Source organism: Streptomyces sp. NPDC039465 (assembly GCF_055639315.1).
Genome location: NZ_JBVKAP010000001.1, coordinates 511056 through 528925, shown reverse-complemented (window position 1 = coordinate 528925; position 17870 = coordinate 511056). Strand labels below are relative to the sequence as shown.

Below are 17870 nucleotides of genomic sequence, written 5' to 3'. Positions count from 1 at the left end.
GGCGGGCTGTCGTCTGTGCCGCTATGGCTCAGGGGCCGGCCGGTGGGCCGGCCGGAATGCGGAACCTAGTGGAACGTGTGCTCCTCGGCCGGGAAGGCCGAGACGGACACGTCCTCGGCGAACGCGCGCGCCGCGTCGCCGAGCGTCGCCCGCAGGTTCGCGTACTGCTTGGTGAAGCGCGGGACCTTGCCTCCGGTCAGACCGGCCATGTCGGTCCAGACGAGGACCTGCGCGTCGGTGTCCGGGCCCGCGCCGATCCCGATGGTCGGGATGTGCAGGGAACGGGTCACCTCGGCGGCCAGCTCGGCCGGTACGAGCTCCAGGACGACGGCGAACGCGCCCGCGTCCTGCGCCGCCTTGGCGTCGCTGAGCAGCCGGTGCGCCGCCTCGTCGCTGCGGCCCTGGACGCGGTATCCCATGGTGTTCACGGACTGCGGTGTCAGACCGAGGTGTGACATCACGGGGATTCCGGCCTGGACCAGCAGCTCGGTCTGCGGCAGCGACCGCTCGCCGCCCTCCAGCTTGACGGCGCCCACGCCCGCGTCCTTGACCAGCCGGGTCGCGCTGCGCAGGGCCTGTACCGGGCCTTCCTGGTACGAGCCGAAGGGGAGGTCGCCGACGACCAGGGCACGCTTGGTGCCCCGTACGACGGCGGCGGAGAGCAGCGTCATCTCGTCCATCGTGACGGGCACGGTGGTGTCGTAGCCGAGATGGCAATTGCCCATGGAGTCGCCGACGAGGAGCACCGGAATCCCGGCCTCGTCGAAGACGGACGCGGTCATCGCGTCGTAGGCGGTGAGCATGGGCCACTTCTCGCCGCGCTCCTTGGCGGCGGCGATGTCGTGGACGGTGATGCGGCGAGTGCCCTTGCCGCCGTACAGCGCCTTGCTGCTGCTGTCGGCGGGCTGCTTCTGGGCAGCCTGAAGCGTCATGGTGCCGGCTCCTTCGTCATCTCGAGGCGCCCTGTGGCGTCCCCGGACCACATCCATGGTGGCACCTCGTGCCGCGCTCGGGGAAGTGGGGCCGTTCACATCACTTCACGCGTCGGTCATCCGGCGTCACAGAAGGCAACACTTTTCGATACGAGACGGTCTCGTATTGAAAATAAAGTAGCGTGGAGATATGTCCCCGACCCCCGGCCCCCACAGCCCCGGTCCCCAGGCCCTCTCCATCCCCGAGGCCGTGCACCGCCGTCGCTGGGCCGTCCTCGGCGTCCTCATGCTCAGCCTGCTCGTCGTCGTCCTGGACAGCTCGATCCTCAACGTCGCCGTCAAGACCATCGCGAGCCCCGCACCCACCGGCATCGGCGCCACCCAGAGCGAGCTGGAGTGGTCCATCAACTCCTACACGCTCGTCTTCGCCGGGCTCCTTTTCACCGCGGGCATCCTCGGCGACCGGTTCGGCCGCAAGAAGGTGCTGCTCTTCGGACTCGCCGTCTTCGGTCTCGGCTCCGCCATGGCCGCGTTCTCCCACTCGCCAGGCGAGCTGATCGTCCACCGCGCCGTGATGGGCTTCGGCTCCGCCTTCGTCATGCCCGCCACCCTCGCCGTCCTGATGAACGTCTTCGACCGCGAGGAGCAGCCCAAGGCCATAGGGATCTGGGCCGGCGGGGTCGGACTGGCCATCGCCATCGGCCCCATCACCGGCGGCCTCCTCCTGGAGCACTTCTGGTGGGGCTCGATCTTCCTGATCAACGTCCCCGTCGTGGTCGTCGCGCTCATCGCGATGGTGCTCCTCGTCCCCGACTCCAAGGACCCCCGGCCCGGCCGGATCGACCCGCTCGGGGTGGTGCTCTCCGTCGTCGGCCTCGTCCTGCTGGTGTACGGCATCATCCGCGGCGGCGAGCTGGCCGACTTCACCGACGCCACCGTGCTGCTGCCGCTGCTCGCCGGAGTGGCCGTCCTCGCCGTCTTCGTCCTGCACGAGAAGCGCAGCGACCACCCGGCCATGGACCTCGCCTACTTCCGCGATCCGGCCTTCTCCGCCGCCGTCACCGCCATCGCGCTCATCTTCTTCGCCGTACTCGGCGTGACCTTCTTCTCCGCCTTCTACCTGCAGAGCGTGCGCGGCTACACCCCCTTGCAGGCCGGGCTGCTCATCCTGCCCATGGCCGTCGCCCAAATGGTCCTCGCGCCGCGCGCCCGGCTCGTGGTACGGCGCTACGGCGCCCGGAGCGTCTGCACGGCCGGCATGCTCCTGGTCGGCGCCGGGCTCGCCGCCTTCGCCTTCTTCGACGCCACCACCCCGCTGTGGCTCCTGGAGACCGTCTTCTTCGTCCAGGGCGTCGGCATGGCCCACGTCATGCCCCCGGTCACCGTCTCCGTCATGCAGTCCCTGCCCCGCGAGAAGGCCGGCTCCGGCTCGGCCGTCAGCAACACCTTCCGCCAGGTCGGCGGGGCACTGGGTGTCGCCGTCATCGGCTCCGTACTCTCCGCCACCTACCGCGGTGGGATCGAAGGACACCTGGGCGCCGTGCCCGCCGGGGCCCGGGCAGCGGCCGGGGAGTCCGTCGAGGCCACCCTGGCCGCCGCCGAGCACCTCGGACCGGCCGGGAAAGCGCTGGTCACCCCCGCCCACGAGGCCTTCCTCCACGCCATGCACATCACCGCCCTCTGCTCGGCCGCCGTCGCCGTGGCCGGCGCGGTCGTCGTGGCGGTCTTCCTGCCCCGACAGGCCCCGGCCCGGCCCCCGGCGGCCCCGGCCCCCGACGACACCAGCGGGGACGACCAGCGAGAATCGGTACGTTCATGAGATGACCGCCCCCTCAGGTGCTGAGGCGGTGGCGACGAGAGGGCGGAGCGGACGTGTCCCGGCAGCAGGACGAACAGCACGGCCCGGGGCCCGGCCGCCGCGGACGCCCGCGCAGCGAGGCGGCCGAGCAGGCCATCCTCGACGGCGCGGTCGCCCTCCTCGAACAGGGCGTCCCGCTCGCCGAGGTCTCCATCGAACGGATCGCCCGCACCGCCGGCGTCGGCAAGGCCACCATCTACCGCCGCTGGCCCGGCAAGGAGGAACTCTTCGTCGACCTCCTGCGCTCCGTCGAACCCCCCGACCCCGTCCTGCCCGGCACCTCCGTCCGCGACGACCTCGTCGCCCTCCTGGAGGCCCTGCGCCAACGCGGCCTCGCCAAGCGCTCCTCCGCACTCCTGCACAACGTCTTCGCCCAGATGCAGAGCTATCCCAAGCTCTGGGAGGCGTACCACCGCATCGTCATCGAACCCCGCCGCACCCTCACCCGTGACGTCCTGCGCCGCGGCGTGCGCACCGGCGAGATCCGCGCCGACCTCGACATCGAGCTCATCGACGACCTCTTCGTCGGGCCGCTGCTCCTGCGCAGCGTCATACGCCCGGGGGCCCCGCTCGACGCCGCGCTCGCCGCCCAGATCGTCGACGCCGTCCTGGGCGGCGTACGGCCCCCGTCCTGACGACGCGGCACGCATCCGTACGCCCTTGCCGCAGCCGTCCGTTTATGCGCGTTCTGTCACAGCCCGGCTCCCGCCGACGCCCGCCGGAACCCGCCGCGCCGCTTGGTCGTCCTCGTGGCAGTACGGCCGTCCCTCATCGCCTAGTGTCGAGCCCGGGACGGTGAGCACGGCAAGGCAGTGAGGACAGCGGTATGGCTCAGGTGGACATGACGGAGACCGGACACGGCGGCGCGGAGGCTTCCGCCGGGCGACCCCGGCCCCGGACAGTCCTCGACCGCTGGCGCCGCGACCCGGGCATCTGGCGCCGGGGCATCCTGCTCGCCGTCTGCGCGGTGCTGCTCACGCTCACGATGATCTTCCACGCCGAGATCCCCAACCGGATCGGCAACCTCGGCAGCCTCACCGAGACGTTCCTGCCGTGGTTCGGCCTCTTCGTGCCGCTGCTGCTCGCCCTGGCCCTGCTGCGGCGCTCCGCCACCGCCCTGATCGCCCTGCTGCTCCCGGCGATCGTGTGGCTCAACTTCTTCGGCGGTCTGCTGACCGACAAGTCCGCCGCGGGCGGCGACCTCACTGTCGCCACCCACAACGTCAACGCCGACAACCCCGACCCCGCGGGCACGGCCCGTCAGGTCGCCGCCTCCGGCGCGGACGTGGTGGCCCTGGAGGAGCTCAAGGGCGAGATGGTCCCGGTGTACGAGAAGGCGCTGGCCGACACGTACAAGTACCACGACGTGCAGGGCACGGTCGGCCTGTGGAGCAAGTACCCCATGAGCGACACCCGTCCCGTCGACATCCGCATGGGCTGGACCCGCGCCATGCGCTCCACGGTGACCACCCCGCACGGCGAGGTCGCCGTCTACGTCGCCCATCTCCCGTCCGTGCGGGTCAAGCTGAACGCCGGGTTCACCGCCAACCAGCGCGACAACAGCGCCGACCAGCTCGGCGAGGCCATCGCCGCCGAGCAGGTGCGGCGGGTGATCCTGCTCGGCGACCTCAACGGCACCATGAATGACCGTTCCCTCAACGCCGTCACGTCCCAGATGCGCTCCACCCAGGGCGCGGCGGGCGACGGCTTCGGCTTCAGCTGGCCCGCGTCCTTCCCGATGGCCCGCATCGACCAGATCATGGTCAAGGGCGTGGAGCCGGTCTCGTCCTGGACGCTCCCGGCCACCGACAGCGACCACCTGCCGATCGCGGCCCGCGTGAAGATGTAGCGGCCGCCGCGCCCTCAGGCGTGTTCCCGGCCGTCAGGCGTGTTCGCGCCAGCGGTTGGTGATCGGCAGCCGGCGGTCCTTGCCGAAGCCCTTTGCCGAGATCTTGGTGCCCGGCGGGTACTGGCGGCGCTTGTACTCGGCCGTGTCGACCAGCCGTACGGTCCGGGTGACCAGCTCCTCGTCGAACCCGGCCGCCACGATCGCCTCCCGGCCCTGGTCCCGGTCGACGTACAGCTCCAGGACCCGGTCCAGGACGTCGTAGTCGGGCAGCGAGTCCGTGTCGACCTGGCCCGGGCGCAGCTCGGCGCTCGGCGGCTTGGTGAGGGAGTTCTCCGGGATCGGCGGCGTCTGCCCGCGCTCCTCGGCGGCGCGGTTGCGCCAGCGCGCCAGCCGGAAGACCGACGTCTTGTAGACGTCCTTGATCGGCCCGTACGCGCCGACCGAGTCGCCGTACAGCGTCGAATAGCCCACCGCCAGCTCGGACTTGTTGCCCGGCGCGAGGACGATGTGGCCCTCCTCGTTGGAGAGCGCCATCAGCAGCGTTCCGCGCATCCGGGACTGGAGGTTCTCCTCGGCGAGCCCGGTGAGGTCCAGCGCGCCCATGTACGCGTCGAACATCGGCGCGATCGACACCGTACGGAAGTTGAGGCCGGTACGCCGGGCCAGCTCGGCCGCGTCGTCCTTGGAGTGGTCCGAGGAGTACTTGGACGGCATCGAGACGCCGTACACGTTCTGCGCACCCAGCGCGTCGCAGGCGATCGCGGCGACCAGCGCCGAGTCGATGCCGCCCGACAGGCCGATCAGCACCGACCGGAAGCCGTTCTTCGCGGCGTACGCCCGCAGGCCCACGACCAGCGCCGAGTACACCTCCTCGTCGTCGTCCAGGCGGTCCGCGTAACCGCCCGTCAGCTCCGGTTCGTACGGCGCGAGCGGCTCCTCGGAGAGGACCACCCGGTCGATCCGCAGCCCGTCGTCGACGACCCCGGTCACCGGCTCCGCCGCGCCGGCCGGCAGGTCGAGGTCGAGGATCACACTGCCCTCGGAGAACTGCGGCGCACGCGCGATCACTTCGCCGTCCCGGTCGACGACGATCGAGTCGCCGTCGAACACCAGCTCGTCCTGGCCGCCCATCATCGCCAGGTACGCGAGCGTGCAGCCCGCCTCCTGGGCGCGCTTGCGCACCAGCTCCAGACGGGTGTCGTCCTTGTTCTGCTCGTACGGCGAGGCGTTGACCGACAGCAGCAGCCCGGCCCCCGCGGAACGGGCCGCCGGGACGCGCCCGCCGTCCTGCCACAGGTCCTCGCAGATGGCCAGCGCCACGTCGATGCCGTGGACCCGGACCACCGGCATGGTGTCGCCGGGCACGAAGTAGCGGAACTCGTCGAAGACGCCGTAGTTCGGCAGGTGGTGCTTGGCGAAGCTGAGCGCCACCCGGCCGCGGTGCAGCACCGCCGCCGCGTTCTGCGGGGCGCCCGCCGGCTGGCCGTACGTGGGGACGGCGCGCTCGGAGCGGTCGAGGTAGCCGACGACGACCGGCAGCTCCCCGAAGCCCTCGGCGTCCAGGCGTACGGCCAGCGCGCGCAGCGCGGCCCGGGACGCCTCGACGAACGACGAGCGCAGGGCGAGGTCCTCGACGGGGTAGCCGGTCAGCACCATCTCGGGGAAGGCGACGAGATGCGCCCCCTGCTCGGCGGCGTGCCGGGTCCAGTGCACGATCGCCTCGGCGTTGCCGGCGAGATCACCGACGGTCGAGTCGATCTGATTCAGGGCGAGGCGTAGTTGAGGCACGCGTCCAGTGTAATCGTCAAAGCGACGCGATGTCGGGACGGAGCGGTGTGGGGCGCCCCACGTGGCGGGGCGCCCCCTGCTCGCGGAGGGGTCAGCTCCGGTATCCGACGACCGTCATCATCCCGGCCTCCGAGTGGTAGACGTTGTGGCAGTGGACCATCCACAGACCCGGATTGTCGGCGTCGAAGTCCACGGCCAGCGTGGCGTTGGGCAGGATCACCGCCGTGTCCTTGCGGGGCCCGCCGGCCACGTTCGCCAGGGCGAAGGTGTGCCCGTGCAGATGGAGCGGATGCCACATCGTGGTCGTGTTGGTGAACTCGATCCGCACCCGCTCACCCGCCTTCACCGCGTGCCGCCGTCCGGGCGTGTACGGCTGCTTGTCGAAGGCCCAGTCGTACGCCGCCATCCCGCCGGTGAGCTTGATGCGGATCGTCCGGTCGGGCGTACGGGCGGGCAGCGCCACCGACGGGTGGGCCGTCAGCCGGTCCGCGGTGAGCACCTTCCCGGACAGCTCCTTGGGCCGTACGGACGCGGTGGGCGCCGCGCCGCCACCGGTGCGCAGCACGGCCAGCGCCGCCGCCTTCTTGCCCTCGGCGACGGCGGTGAGCGGGAAGACCCCGTCGCCCGCGGTGACCAGGACGTCGTAGCGCTCACCCATGCCGAGCAGCAGCGCGTCCGCCGGGGCGTGGCGGACCGGGAAGCCGTCGGTGTGGGTCACGGTGAGCCGGTGGCCGCCGAGGGCGACCCGGAAGGCGGTGTCGCCGCCCGCGTTGATGATCCGCAGCCGGATGCGGTCGCCCGGCTTGGCGCGGAACTCGGTGGGGGCCTCGGGGGTACGGCCGTTGATCAGGTAGTGCGGGTAGGCGACGTCACCGGCATCACCGCCGAGCAGGTCGCTGGTGGCGCCCATCATCATCCGGGAGGGGCCGGTGGGGGAGGGGGCGGCGGCCGGGGAAGGCGCTTCGTCAATTTTCATGGACATGCTGTGACCCTCATGGCCGCCGGAGCCGGAGCCGGAGCCGCTCGTGCCGCTGCCGGAGCCGTCGCCGTGGTCCATGCCCGGCGGCATGCCCTTGCGCAGCTCCGCCAGCACCCCGTCCGGGGTCGAGCCGTCCACGCCGTCGACCCAGTCGTCGAGGACGACGACCCACTCCTTGTCGTAGGCCAGCGGCTCCTTCGGGTCCTCCACGATCAGCGGCGCGTACAGTCCGCGGTCCTGCTGGACGCCGGAGTGCGGATGGAACCAGTACGTCCCCGGGTGCGGCACCGCGAAGCGGTACGCGAACTGCCCGCCCGGCCGGATCTCCTGCTGGGTCAGGCCCGGGACGCCGTCCATGTCGTTGCGCAGGGCGAGGCCGTGCCAGTGCAGGGAGGTGGGGGCGGGCAGGTGGTTGGCGAGGGTGAGGGCGAGGGTGTCGCCGGCGGTGACCCGGACCTCCTTGCCGGGCAACCGGTCCCCGTACGCCCAGGACTTGACGGTCCGGCCGCCGCCCAGGTCGAGCGGGGTCGGGGTGGCGGTGAGCCGTACCTCGCGGACGGGTCCCCTGGCGCGCCGGGCCTCGGCGGCGGCGACCTCCTTCCCGTCGGGCGCGACGAAACCGGTGGCGGTGTGGGTGGTGGGGTCGGTCGTGGAGGTCGAGCACGCGGACAGAAGTCCCGTACCGGCGACGGCGATTCCCGCGCCGAGGACGGCGCGGCGGGTGTGCTGCGTGGACATGACTGGGTGCACCTCGTGAGGGTGTCGGTGTTGCTGCGTACGAAAAGGGCGCGAAGGGCCGCGTGGGCGGCCGGGCGCTCCTAAATCCGCAGGACCGACAGCAGGGTGAGGTGCGTCCTCGGCGGCGGGGGGATCGGCCACAGCGCCCGCAGCCGCCGGCCGCTCGCGACGACGAGCGCGGCGCCCGTGTGCCGCACGGCCGGCCGCACGATCAGCAGGGCCACCCCGAGCGCCCCGAGCACGGCCAGGCACACCGACGTCGGGTCGAATCCCTGGCCTTCGCCGCTGTGGCTGGTGCTGGGTGTGGTGTGGTCGCGGGCCAGGGGCGGGTGTGCGTCCAGAGCGGCTTCAGGGGAGACGGGTACGGCCTCGGTATGCGCACTGTGCGCCTCGTGCGCGTCGGCCGCCGCGGGGCCGTGCGTCCCGGCCTCCGCCGTGGAGGCCTGCGGGCCGTGGCCGGTGCCGTGGGCAGAGGGGTGGCCCAGCGTGTGCATGGTGACGATGCCGAAGAGCAGCGCCACGAGCAGCAGCCACCGCCCGTACCGCCCCTCGCTCCCGCGCCGCCATGTCACCACGCCCGCACCCTACCCCCACCCGGTATGCGCCGGCATGGCGGCGTACCGCACGCCGCGTCGCGTCACCCCGGCCGCCAGGAGGCGGCCGCGCGCGCGTAGGCTTCATCCCACTATGTCCACACGTGGTGCTCGCTCTGTCGCCGTCCTCCTCGCCCTCGGCGCGCTCGTGTACACCGCGTGGGTGCTCGAAGTCGTCGCCCACACCGGACTCGACCCGGTCCGGACGTACGTCTCCGAACTCGCCGCCGCCGACCAGCCCCTGGGCGGGCTGTTCCGCGCCACCGACCTCGCCGCCGGGCTCCTCCTGCTCGCCGGAGCCCTGTGGGCCCTGCTGAGGCTTCCGCGGCGGCCGTGGACCGTCGCGGGATGGGCGGCCCTCGCGCTGTTCGGCGCCGCCACCGCCGTCGACTCCCGGCTGCCGCTCAGCTGCCCGCCCACCGTCGACCCCGAGTGCGCCGCCCGCGAGACCGCCGGGCTCGTCCCGGCCACCCACACCGCCCACGCCGTCAGCTCCAGCCTCGCCATGGCCGGGGCGCTCGCCGGGATGGTGGCGCTCACGGTCGCCGCCCGCCGCTACCGCATCTGGGCGCCCCTCGCCCGTACCGGACCCGCCCTCGTCGTCCTCGAACTCGCCGCCACCGGCTGGACCCTGGCCGCCGTGGCCGCCTTCGAGGCCGGCCGCGGGAACTGGTCCCTGGGGGCCGGGCAGCGCCTTCAGGTACTGCTCGTGGCAGGCTGGCTCGCGGTACTCGCCATCTCCGTGGCCAGGGAGCGAGATTGAGTCCTTTCGTACGGGTCGGCGGCGTCGCCCACCACGTCGTCGTCGAGGGCGGCGGACCGGTCTGCGTCCTCAGCGCCGGTCTCGGCATGAGTTGGTTCGACTGGGACCCGGTCGTCCCGCTGCTCGCCCCGCACCGCACCGTCGTCCGCTTCGACCGGCCCGGCCACGGACTCTCCGCCCCGGCCCCGGTCGCCCCGACCGCCGCGGGGGAGGCCCACCGCATCGCGGGGCTGCTCGATGCGCTCGGCCTGACCGGTCCGGCCACCGTCGTCGGGCACTCCGTCGCGGGGTTCCACGCCGAGGCCTTCGCCCGCCTCCACCCCGCCCGTACCGCCGCGCTCGTCCTCGTCGACTCCTCCGTCGAGGAGCACGCACGCACCCCGGCCGCCCCGGCCGTGCGTACCGCCCTCGCGCGCGGTATCGGCACCGCCCTCACTGCCGTCGGCGCGCCCGCCGCGGTCGGCCCGCTCGCCCGCCGCGTCACCGTACGGTTCTCCCGCAGCGGCGGCGGCGACCCGGCACCGGCCGCGCTCGTACGCCGCTGCTATGCCACGTCACGTGTGATGCGGGGCGCATTCCTGGAGAACACCCACTACCGCGCGGTGGCCGCCGAGCTCCTCGCCCTGCGCGAGCGCCATCCGCTGCCCGGCGGGCTCCCGGTCACCGTCCTCGCCGCGCCCGACGGCTCGGCCCGCTGGGCCGCCCGCCAGCGCGCGCTGGCCCGGCGGCTCGGCGCCCGCTACGAGGCCGTCGAACCGTCGGGCCATCTGATGATGCTGGACCGCCCCGAAGCCGTGGCCCGGGCCGTACTGGCCGTGCGGGACCTGGAGGATCAGGGGGACCAGGGTCGGGGAGGTCAGGCGCGCCCGTAGACGCTCTCGCAGAACTCCGCGATCTGCTCGTCGTTCAGGTGCTTGGCCAGATCGGCCTCGCTGATCATGCCGACCAGACGCTTGTTCTCGATCACCGGGAGCCGCTTGATCTGGTGGCCCTTCATCTCCTGGAGCACCTCGCCGACATCCGACCCCGCGTCGATCCAGCGGGGGGTGCCCTTGGCCATCTCGCCGCAGGTGATCCGGGCCGGGTCATGGCCCAGCGCCACACAGCCGACCACGATGTCGCGGTCCGTGATGATGCCGCAGAGCCGTTCGTTCTCGTCGGCGATGGGCAGCGCGCCGACGTTCAGGTCACGCATCATCTGCGCGGCCCGGTCGAGCGTCTCGTGCCGGGGGATCCACTTGGCCCCGGAGTGCATGATGTCTTTCGCGGTGGTCATGGGGTGCGTACCTCCGTAAGGCGTCGTACGTCCCCGAGCGCCTCCATCATCGTCCGTCCCGTCGCGCCCCGCGACCGCTGGAGACGGCGACGGCCGCCGAGGGGGCCTCGCCCCCTCGGCGGCCGTCCGCGCGTGCTGTCATATCGCGATGTCACACCGGTATGTCGGATCGCGATGTCACACCGCGGGCTTCGCGCCCCGCTTTCGCAGCATGTCGGCCATGAGCAGGATCTCCGACTCCTGCGCGTCGACCATGCCCTGCGCCAGCTGCCGCTCGACCCCCGGCACACACCGCTCCACACACCCCTGCGCCATGTGCACGCCGCCCTTGTGGTGGGCGGTCATCAGCTGCAGGTACAGGATCTCGGCCTGCTTGCCGCTCGCCTTGCGCAGCTGCGCCAGCTGTGTCCGGGTCGCCATGCCGGGCATGACCGCCCCGTCCTTGGGGCCCGAGCCCCCGTGACCGGCCATGCCCATCCAGGCCATCGGCTCCTGGTCCGCGGCGACCTTCGGAAGCCCCCACAGGTCCAGCCAGCCCAGCATCATGCCGCGCTGGTTGGCCTGGGTGTTGGCGATGTCGTAGGCGAGGCGGCGGACGTCCTCGTCCTGAGTGCGGTCCCGCACGATGAACGACATCTCCACCGCCTGCTGGTGGTGGAGCGCCATGTCACGGGCGAAGCCCGCGTCGGCCGAGTCATGGGCCGGCCCCGAGGCGCGCGGCTCGTCCCGCTGCGCCGAGGTGACCGTGGCCGCCCCGGCGAACAGCAGCGCGAGGACGACCGCGGTGATCGCGGCCCAGTGTGTACGGGTCACTGCGCGACCTGACCGCCGGTGCACGCGGCGCCCGGCTCAGGAGTCTGCGGGCCCTGGATGTACTTGGTGAAGAACGCGTCCACCCGCGGGTCGCTCGCGCTGTCCACCGTGACCTGCTTGCCCCACGCGCTGAGCATGATCGCGCCGGTCTGCTCCTTCACCGGGCTCATCAGCGTGTACGACGTCTTGTCGACCTTCTCGGCGAGCTTCTTCACCTCGGCCTGCGGGGCCTTGTCGTTGTACGTCACCCAGACCGCGCCGTGCTCCAGCGAGTGGACGGCGTTGACCTCGGGGATCGGGGTCTTGTAGACGTCGCCGTCGCAGTTCATCCACACCGGGTGGTGGTCGCCGCCGACCGGGGGCTTCATCTCGTACGTGACGGACTTGGTCACGTGGTTGCGGCCGAGCTTCTTCGCGTCCCAGGTCTTCTCGTCCTTGATGGGCGCCTTGGCGGCGGTCTCCCGCTGCTCCTTCTTGTCCGACTCCTTGTTGAGCACGTACGCGCCGAAGCCGACGAGACCGGCCACCACGACGGTGGACAGGCCGATCGTGATGATGCGATTACGGGTCTCGCGGGCCTTCTCCGCGCGGCGCATCTCCTCTATTCGGGCGCGGCGGTCGGCGGTGGTGTTGCGGTTGCCCATGACGGAAGTCCTTCACATTCGAGTGTTCTGTCGATCGGTTCGAGCGGTGTGGTGCACAACGAGCGGGGTGGGCCCTGTGCGCACGGCCCGGCTATGTCCGCAGGACCTGAAGGACGTGAAGATCGGGCGCCCGGGGCGGTGGCCCCGGACGGTGCGTGCCCCCGGGGGCGCTCGGCGGGGCGAGCCGGGGCAGCGTCGCCGCGGCGGGCAGCGGGGGATCGAGCGGCGGGGCGGTGAGCACGGCGGCGCTCAGCGACGGGAAGAGGCCGCAGTCCCCGCGGTCGTACGGGCACAGATAGGAGCTCGTCGCCGGGGCGGGCCGGGTGGGGGAGGCGGTCAGGACCGGGGACGGGGCGACGGCCCGGTGGTGGTCACGGGCCTCGGCCGCCTCGGCCGCGCCCAGACAGACGAAGAGCGCGGCGAGCAGCGTCGCCATGGCACTCAGCAGTGCCATGGGACGCGCGGTGTCCGAGATGCGTCTGAGCCGCAGGCCCCCCATGGCCGCGATCGTAGTGGGAGAACCCCTGTCGCACGCCAGACGGGGTATGCATGACTCTGCGGAGCACGATCCGGGACGCGTGCGGGACGACTGCGTCGATCACTGCGGGACGAGTCCGGGACGAGTGCGGGGCGACCTGGGGGTGGCCGTTCCCTGTGGCGCACGTGAGCAGGCAGTATGGGTCCGCAACCTGTATGAAACCGTGTGGTGGGATGCTCATGGTCCCCCCGGTGCGCACGGCGGGAGCAGGCGGGCTGACCAGCGAAGATGGGTGTGGAAATGGACAAGCAGCAGGAATTCGTGCTCCGCACGCTCGAGGAGCGTGACATCCGGTTCGTGCGCCTGTGGTTCACCGATGTGCTCGGCTTCCTCAAGTCGGTCGCGGTGGCGCCCGCCGAGCTGGAACAGGCCTTCGACGAGGGCATCGGCTTCGACGGCTCGGCGATCGAGGGCTTCGCCCGGGTCTACGAGTCCGACATGATCGCCAAGCCGGATCCGGGCACCTTCCAGATCCTGCCCTGGCGCGCGGAGGCCCCGGGCACCGCCCGGATGTTCTGCGACATCCTCATGCCGGACGGCTCGCCGTCCTTCGCGGACCCCCGCTTCGTCCTCAAGCGGATCCTGGCCAAGACCTCGGACCTCGGCTTCACCTTCTACACCCACCCCGAGATCGAGTTCTTCCTGCTGAAGGACAAGCCGCTCGACGGGACCAAGCCCACCCCCGCCGACAACTCCGGCTACTTCGACCACACCCCGCAGAACGTCGGCATGGACTTCCGCCGCCAGGCGATCACGATGCTGGAATCGATGGGCATCTCGGTGGAGTTCTCCCACCACGAGGGCGCCCCCGGCCAGCAGGAGATCGACCTGCGGTACGCCGACGCGCTCTCCACCGCCGACAACATCATGACGTTCCGGCTGGTCATGAAGCAGGTGGCGCTGGAGCAGGGCGTCCAGGCGACGTTCATGCCCAAGCCGTTCTCCGAGTACCCCGGCTCCGGGATGCACACCCACCTCTCCCTCTTCGAGGGAGACCGGAACGCCTTCTACGAGTCCGGCGCCGAGTACCAGCTCTCCAAGGTGGGCCGTTCCTTCATCGCCGGCCTGCTCAAGCACGCCGCCGAGATCTCGGCCGTCACCAACCAGTGGGTCAACTCCTACAAGCGCATCTGGGGCGGCTCGGCCCGCACGGCGGGCTCGGGCGGCGAGGCCCCCTCGTACATCTGCTGGGGCCACAACAACCGCTCGGCCCTGATCCGCGTCCCCATGTACAAGCCCGGCAAGACCGGCTCCTCCCGCGTCGAGGTCCGCTCCATCGACTCCGGCGCCAACCCCTACCTCACTTACGCGGTCCTGCTCGCCGCGGGCCTCAAGGGCATCGAGGAGGGCTACGAACTCCCGGCCGGCGCCGACGACGACGTCTGGGCCCTCTCCGACGCCGAGCGCCGCGCGATGGGCATCGAGCCCCTCCCGCAGAACCTCGGCGAGGCGATCCACCTGATGGAGAAGAGCGAACTGGTCGCCGAGACCCTCGGCGAGCACGTCTTCGACTTCTTCCTGCGCAACAAGAAGCAGGAGTGGGAGGAGTACCGCTCCGAGGTGACGGCCTTCGAGCTCCGCAAGAACCTGCCGGTGCTCTGACCGCTACGAGTACGGGGGTACGGGGACCCGGTCCCCGTACCCCCGTACTCGTATGTCCGGGCCGCGTCCTGACGTCAGCGTTCGGAGAGTTCGGAGGGGGCCTCCTGGACGACCCAGGTGTTGCCGTCGGGGTCGGCGAAGGTCATGAAGGAGTTCCAGGTGTCGCCCTTGCCGTCCTCCCAGCCCGCCGCGCCCACGTGCTGGATCGGGCCCGCCTCCACGCCGCGGTCCACCAGCTGGGCGCGGGCCGACTCGATGTCGGTGACGCAGAGCTGGAGGCCGTGCAGGGTGCCGGGTGTCATGTTCTTCGAACCCGGGGCCGTCGGCATGCCCGAGAGCAGTGCGACCGAACAGCGGGAGCCGGGCGGGGTCAGCTGGATGATGCGCATACCGGGAGCGACCTCGTCGTCCAGGTCCACTTTGAAACCGACCTTGTCGGCGTAGAACTCCTTCGACCGGTCCAGGTCGGTGGCGGGGACCGGGACCACTTCGAGCGTCCAGTTCATCGGGTCTCCTCAAGTCACGTCAGAAGCGCCAGCGGGTCTGACCGTACGGCTCGCCCTTGGCGAAACCGAAGGCCGTACGGGGCGCGACGGCGAACACCAGCGCCTGATGACCGTCCCCCAGGAACGCGCCGTCGCGTACGTCGAAGTGCCACTCGGGGCCGTACTTCTCCTCGTAGGCGGCGGCGAGTTCACGCAGGCGCGCCTCGTCCGTCACCCGTACGGCCGCTCCCTCGACCACCACGTCGAACCCCTCACCGAGGCGGTTGGCGCCCGTGGTGAGGACGACCTCCTGATTGTGCGTGAGGTTGCGGGCCTTCCGCTCGTCGGCGCCGGTGCAGAAATGCAGGCTTCCGTCCCACCAGACCGCGATCAGCGGCGTCACATGCGGGCGGCCGTCCGGACGGACCGTCGTCAGCCAGAACACCTCCGCCGCGCCCAGGCTCGCCACCGCCTCGGACCACGGTGTCGGCGTGGCCTTCTCGTCGCTGTAGCGCGGATCGAGGTCGGTCGTCGGCTGTTCCGTCGGCTGCTCCATGGCACGGTCCTCCGGTGTCGGTCACCTGCTGGCGTTCAGGTCCTCAGGAATGACCGTGCCACGGAACGGAACTCATCGCCGCGTCGGCGTCCAGTTCAGCCGGCCGTCCAGACCGATCGTCGCGACGCCACCCGTGCTGCCTGTGGCGTCCCGGCCGTCCGGGATGCCGCTGGGCGCGCCCGAGAACAGCGGCGTCGACAGCGTCCACGGCTTCTTCCCCGCGCCGCCCGGCTGCGCGGTCGCCAGACCGCCGCTGCGGGAACGGGCCGCGACCAGCCCCTCGCCACCGCTGACCGGCCCCCAGCCGGCCACACCGCCCGTCAGCGCCGTCACCGGGGAGGCCAGGCCGCTGCCCGCGAACCGGGCGCTGCGCACATCGCCCGAGCCCGGGGCGCGGAACCACAGCCGTACGCCGTCGCCCTCGTCCCCGTCGGGTCCCACGCTCAGCGACAGCGTCGTCGGCGGCAGACCCGTCGGCACGGGCCCGGTCAGCGGCCCGCCGGGCGTCCGCTGCGTCCAGGCCAGCACGGTCTTCGGGGTCGCGGCGAAGACATAGCCGCGGCCGTGCGCGTCGGTGGCGGCCACCGGGTCGCCGTGGATGTCGTGTCCGCCCAGGGACCGCCACGGTGACCAGCCGCCGTCCGCGCGCTGGGCCGTGGCGGTGAGGCGGTAGCGGCCGTCGCGTACGTACACGGTCACATGGCCCCGCGCGTCGACGGTCACCGCCGGGGCGCTGATGTCGGAGGTGGACGTACGGTCGTCCCGCTCGGGCGTCCCGAGGGAACGCCACGGCCCGAACGCCCCGCCCACGGCGGCCTGCACCGACGTCACCACATCACGCCGGTACTGCTCCGCCGTCTCGCCGAGGGTCGTACGGGTGGCGAAGACCGCGATCCGGCCGTCCGGCAGCCGTACGGACGTCACGCCCGCGTCCAGACCCGTCCCGGCCGTCAGCGTCGGCCCGCGCCACAGGGAGGCGGCGCCGACCGGCTTCTGCCACACCGCGAGCCGCCCGTCGAGCACCGAGAACGCCCACAGCGAGCCGTCGCCGCCGCGCTGCACCCACGACGTGGACGATCCGCGCGTGTAGCGCACCGACTGCGCCCAGCCGTGCCCGGCCGGCCGCGCCGCGACCTTCCGGTCGCCGCACCCGGCGGGGTCCTCGCAGTAGTCCGTGTGGTCGGTCCAGGCGTACGTCTTCAGCGTGCGCAGCTTCTCCCCGTACGACCTGCGGTCCAGGGTGTGCGGCAGGCCGCCGGTGAAGTAGCCAAGGTAGTTCTGGACCCCGAAGGCGGGGCGGCCCGGCACCTCGGCGTAGCGGGCCAGCGCCGCCTGCGCGAACCGCGCCCCGTACATGTGGTCCTGGTGGTCCGCGTACTTCCCCGACCCGGTGTCGCGGCCCGGCGTCGGGTCCTGCATCCGTACGAACGTCGGCCGGAACCGCTCCAGTAGCCCGGCGACCGTGTCGACGACCTGCTCCTTGGTGTACGAGAAGTCCTGGCGGACCGGCGTCCCGGCGGCCCGCTGGGACGCGAGCGAGCCGATCCGGCCGTCCCAAAGGCCGTGCAGGCTGTGCGGCCGGTCGCCGCTGATCGAGCCGGCCTCGCGCAGCTGCACCCACACCAGGCTGATCTGCGGCTTCGCGCGCAGCGTGTCCAGCTCGGCGAGCCCGCCGCCCTCGGTGGGTATCGCGGTGCGGTCCCAGGGGCTGGTGCGGTTGCCGGTGGCCATCTCGGCGTAGGCGGCGCGTATGCCGTTCTGGCGGGCCTCGGCGTAGGCGGCCTTGTCCGGCGCGGGCTGGTGGGCGTCGTCCCGGCGGGCGTTCACCCCGTCCGACTCGCCCGCGGTCAGGTACACGGAGGTGAGGCTGTCGCCGGAGCGTATGGACTGGGCGGTGTCCGGGTTCATGAAGAACAGGTCGTCGTCGGGGTGGGCCATGATCTGCACGACCGCGGTCCCGGCCGTCCGCACGGGCTTCATCGCCGCCTCCACCGGAACACCCCGGCTCGGCACGTCGGACGCGTCGGACGACGAGGACGTCAGCCACAGCGTGCCGGCGGTCGCGCCGGTGAGCGCGGTCAGGGTCACGGCGGTCGCCAGGAGAAGGCGTCGACGAGGACGACGGGGGCGGCGGGAGCGCGGCGGCATGGGCGTCGGACTTTCGTGCAGGCAGGGCCGGCTCCGGGCCGGACGGCCCGAAGCGGCAAAGAAGACGGAATTTCCATGAATACGGTTCATCAGCCGCGAAGGGCGAAGAACATGGCGTATGTCACGTGATACGCGCCTCACATCGGGCCCTGCGGCGCGCACGGGCGAGCACGTTGCCGGGGCCGGCTGGCGCCCGCCCCGGGCGCCGGTAGCGGACCCGGCACTCCTCGCGGCGTGCCGCCCCGCCCCGGGGGCCGGGGGACGTTGCGTGGTCCGGTCGGCATGTGACGTGGCACGTGGTGTGCGTG

The 17870-nt window shown here is 72.0% G+C and carries 17 protein-coding genes; 6 read left to right on the top strand and 11 right to left on the bottom strand.

The window, feature by feature from the left end:
• Nucleotides 1-65: 65 nt before the first annotated feature.
• Complete coding sequence (gene panB, locus ACZ7LT_RS02425; RefSeq protein WP_471233018.1) at nucleotides 66-932, bottom strand: 3-methyl-2-oxobutanoate hydroxymethyltransferase; 867 nt, start codon at nucleotides 930-932, stop codon at nucleotides 66-68.
• A gap of 190 nt (nucleotides 933-1122) precedes the next feature.
• Here panB and ACZ7LT_RS02420 point away from each other — a divergent pair, with 190 nt between their 5' ends.
• The 3 genes from ACZ7LT_RS02420 to ACZ7LT_RS02410 all read left to right on the top strand — a co-directional run bounded on the left by ACZ7LT_RS02420 (nucleotide 1123) and on the right by ACZ7LT_RS02410 (nucleotide 4639).
• The gene (locus ACZ7LT_RS02420; RefSeq protein WP_471233016.1) at nucleotides 1123-2751 is read left to right on the top strand and encodes an MFS transporter; all 1629 of its coding nucleotides are present in this window, start codon (nucleotides 1123-1125) and stop codon (nucleotides 2749-2751) included.
• A gap of 53 nt (nucleotides 2752-2804) precedes the next feature.
• On the top strand, nucleotides 2805-3425 hold the full coding sequence (locus tag ACZ7LT_RS02415; protein ID WP_471233014.1) for a TetR/AcrR family transcriptional regulator: 621 nt from the start codon (nucleotides 2805-2807) through the stop codon (nucleotides 3423-3425).
• 191 nt (nucleotides 3426-3616) lie between these two features.
• Nucleotides 3617-4639 carry an endonuclease/exonuclease/phosphatase family protein gene (locus ACZ7LT_RS02410; RefSeq protein WP_471233012.1) on the top strand — a complete coding sequence of 341 codons (1023 nt, stop codon included), beginning with the start codon at nucleotides 3617-3619 and terminating at the stop codon, nucleotides 4637-4639.
• Nucleotides 4640-4672: 33 nt separating this feature from the next.
• On the opposite strand, the gene ACZ7LT_RS02405 is transcribed toward ACZ7LT_RS02410, so the two are convergent.
• The 3 genes from ACZ7LT_RS02405 to ACZ7LT_RS02395 all read right to left on the bottom strand — a co-directional run bounded on the left by ACZ7LT_RS02405 (nucleotide 4673) and on the right by ACZ7LT_RS02395 (nucleotide 8719).
• Entirely contained in the window at nucleotides 4673-6427 is a 1755-nt protein-coding gene (locus ACZ7LT_RS02405; RefSeq protein WP_471233011.1) for an NAD+ synthase, read from the bottom strand.
• A 91-nt stretch (nucleotides 6428-6518) separates the two neighbouring features.
• Nucleotides 6519-8144 (bottom strand): multicopper oxidase family protein, encoded by a 1626-nt coding sequence (locus ACZ7LT_RS02400; RefSeq protein WP_471233009.1) that lies wholly within the window; start codon nucleotides 8142-8144, stop codon nucleotides 6519-6521.
• Nucleotides 8145-8224: 80 nt separating this feature from the next.
• On the bottom strand, nucleotides 8225-8719 hold the full coding sequence (locus ACZ7LT_RS02395) for a hypothetical protein (protein ID WP_471233007.1): 495 nt from the start codon (nucleotides 8717-8719) through the stop codon (nucleotides 8225-8227).
• 112 nt (nucleotides 8720-8831) lie between these two features.
• Here ACZ7LT_RS02395 and ACZ7LT_RS02390 point away from each other — a divergent pair, with 112 nt between their 5' ends.
• Together ACZ7LT_RS02390 and ACZ7LT_RS02385 are read left to right on the top strand one after the other, a co-directional pair.
• Nucleotides 8832-9500, top strand: coding sequence for a DUF998 domain-containing protein (locus ACZ7LT_RS02390; protein WP_471233005.1), 669 nt, complete (start codon nucleotides 8832-8834; stop codon nucleotides 9498-9500).
• The gene (locus tag ACZ7LT_RS02385; RefSeq protein WP_471233003.1) at nucleotides 9497-10372 is read left to right on the top strand and encodes an alpha/beta fold hydrolase; all 876 of its coding nucleotides are present in this window, start codon (nucleotides 9497-9499) and stop codon (nucleotides 10370-10372) included. Before ACZ7LT_RS02390 ends, ACZ7LT_RS02385 begins: the two co-directional genes overlap by 4 nt.
• Here the strand turns inward: ACZ7LT_RS02385 and ACZ7LT_RS02380 are convergent.
• The 4 genes from ACZ7LT_RS02380 to ACZ7LT_RS02365 all read right to left on the bottom strand — a co-directional run bounded on the left by ACZ7LT_RS02380 (nucleotide 10357) and on the right by ACZ7LT_RS02365 (nucleotide 12687).
• Nucleotides 10357-10776 carry a CBS domain-containing protein gene (locus tag ACZ7LT_RS02380; RefSeq protein WP_471233002.1) on the bottom strand — a complete coding sequence of 140 codons (420 nt, stop codon included), beginning with the start codon at nucleotides 10774-10776 and terminating at the stop codon, nucleotides 10357-10359. The genes ACZ7LT_RS02385 and ACZ7LT_RS02380 overlap by 16 nt on opposite strands.
• A 177-nt stretch (nucleotides 10777-10953) precedes the next feature.
• Nucleotides 10954-11589: a DUF305 domain-containing protein gene (locus ACZ7LT_RS02375; RefSeq protein ID WP_471233001.1), complete on the bottom strand. Its 636-nt coding sequence runs from the start codon at nucleotides 11587-11589 to the stop codon at nucleotides 10954-10956.
• The gene (locus tag ACZ7LT_RS02370) at nucleotides 11586-12233 is read right to left on the bottom strand and encodes a DUF3105 domain-containing protein (RefSeq protein ID WP_471232999.1); all 648 of its coding nucleotides are present in this window, start codon (nucleotides 12231-12233) and stop codon (nucleotides 11586-11588) included. Before ACZ7LT_RS02370 ends, ACZ7LT_RS02375 begins: the two co-directional genes overlap by 4 nt.
• 91 nt (nucleotides 12234-12324) lie before the next feature.
• Nucleotides 12325-12687, bottom strand: a complete 363-nt coding sequence (locus tag ACZ7LT_RS02365; protein ID WP_471232998.1) for a hypothetical protein — start codon at nucleotides 12685-12687, stop codon at nucleotides 12325-12327.
• A gap of 324 nt (nucleotides 12688-13011) precedes the next feature.
• Between ACZ7LT_RS02365 and ACZ7LT_RS02360 the strand changes: the two genes are divergently transcribed.
• On the top strand, nucleotides 13012-14373 hold the full coding sequence (locus tag ACZ7LT_RS02360; RefSeq protein WP_019885761.1) for a glutamine synthetase family protein: 1362 nt from the start codon (nucleotides 13012-13014) through the stop codon (nucleotides 14371-14373).
• 74 nt (nucleotides 14374-14447) lie between these two features.
• On the opposite strand, the gene ACZ7LT_RS02355 is transcribed toward ACZ7LT_RS02360, so the two are convergent.
• From ACZ7LT_RS02355 to ACZ7LT_RS02345, 3 genes are all read right to left on the bottom strand, one after another.
• Entirely contained in the window at nucleotides 14448-14879 is a 432-nt protein-coding gene (locus ACZ7LT_RS02355) for a VOC family protein (protein ID WP_471232996.1), read from the bottom strand.
• Between the two features lie 19 nt (nucleotides 14880-14898).
• Nucleotides 14899-15414, bottom strand: a complete 516-nt coding sequence (locus tag ACZ7LT_RS02350; protein ID WP_471232994.1) for a pyridoxamine 5'-phosphate oxidase family protein — start codon at nucleotides 15412-15414, stop codon at nucleotides 14899-14901.
• A gap of 72 nt (nucleotides 15415-15486) precedes the next feature.
• Complete coding sequence (locus ACZ7LT_RS02345; RefSeq protein ID WP_471232993.1) at nucleotides 15487-17562, bottom strand: PIG-L family deacetylase; 2076 nt, start codon at nucleotides 17560-17562, stop codon at nucleotides 15487-15489.
• Nucleotides 17563-17870 lie beyond the last annotated feature (308 nt).

Excerpts from the sequence above, each read along its gene's own strand:
- panB (WP_471233018.1), bottom strand. The coding sequence starts at position 932 with ATGACGCTTCAGGCTGCCCAGAAGCAGCCCGCCGACAGCAGCAGCAAG.
- ACZ7LT_RS02420 (WP_471233016.1), top strand. The coding sequence starts at position 1,123 with ATGTCCCCGACCCCCGGCCCCCACAGCCCCGGTCCCCAGGCCCTCTCC.
- ACZ7LT_RS02410 (WP_471233012.1), top strand. The coding sequence starts at position 3,617 with ATGGCTCAGGTGGACATGACGGAGACCGGACACGGCGGCGCGGAGGCT.
- ACZ7LT_RS02400 (WP_471233009.1), bottom strand. The coding sequence starts at position 8,144 with ATGTCCACGCAGCACACCCGCCGCGCCGTCCTCGGCGCGGGAATCGCC.
- ACZ7LT_RS02390 (WP_471233005.1), top strand. The coding sequence starts at position 8,832 with ATGTCCACACGTGGTGCTCGCTCTGTCGCCGTCCTCCTCGCCCTCGGC.
- ACZ7LT_RS02380 (WP_471233002.1), bottom strand. The coding sequence starts at position 10,776 with ATGACCACCGCGAAAGACATCATGCACTCCGGGGCCAAGTGGATCCCC.
- ACZ7LT_RS02370 (WP_471232999.1), bottom strand. The coding sequence starts at position 12,233 with ATGGGCAACCGCAACACCACCGCCGACCGCCGCGCCCGAATAGAGGAG.
- ACZ7LT_RS02365 (WP_471232998.1), bottom strand. The coding sequence starts at position 12,687 with ATGGCACTGCTGAGTGCCATGGCGACGCTGCTCGCCGCGCTCTTCGTC.
- ACZ7LT_RS02360 (WP_019885761.1), top strand. The coding sequence starts at position 13,012 with ATGGACAAGCAGCAGGAATTCGTGCTCCGCACGCTCGAGGAGCGTGAC.
- ACZ7LT_RS02355 (WP_471232996.1), bottom strand. The coding sequence starts at position 14,879 with ATGAACTGGACGCTCGAAGTGGTCCCGGTCCCCGCCACCGACCTGGAC.
- ACZ7LT_RS02350 (WP_471232994.1), bottom strand. The coding sequence starts at position 15,414 with ATGGAGCAGCCGACGGAACAGCCGACGACCGACCTCGATCCGCGCTAC.
- ACZ7LT_RS02345 (WP_471232993.1), bottom strand. The coding sequence starts at position 17,562 with ATGCCGCCGCGCTCCCGCCGCCCCCGTCGTCCTCGTCGACGCCTTCTC.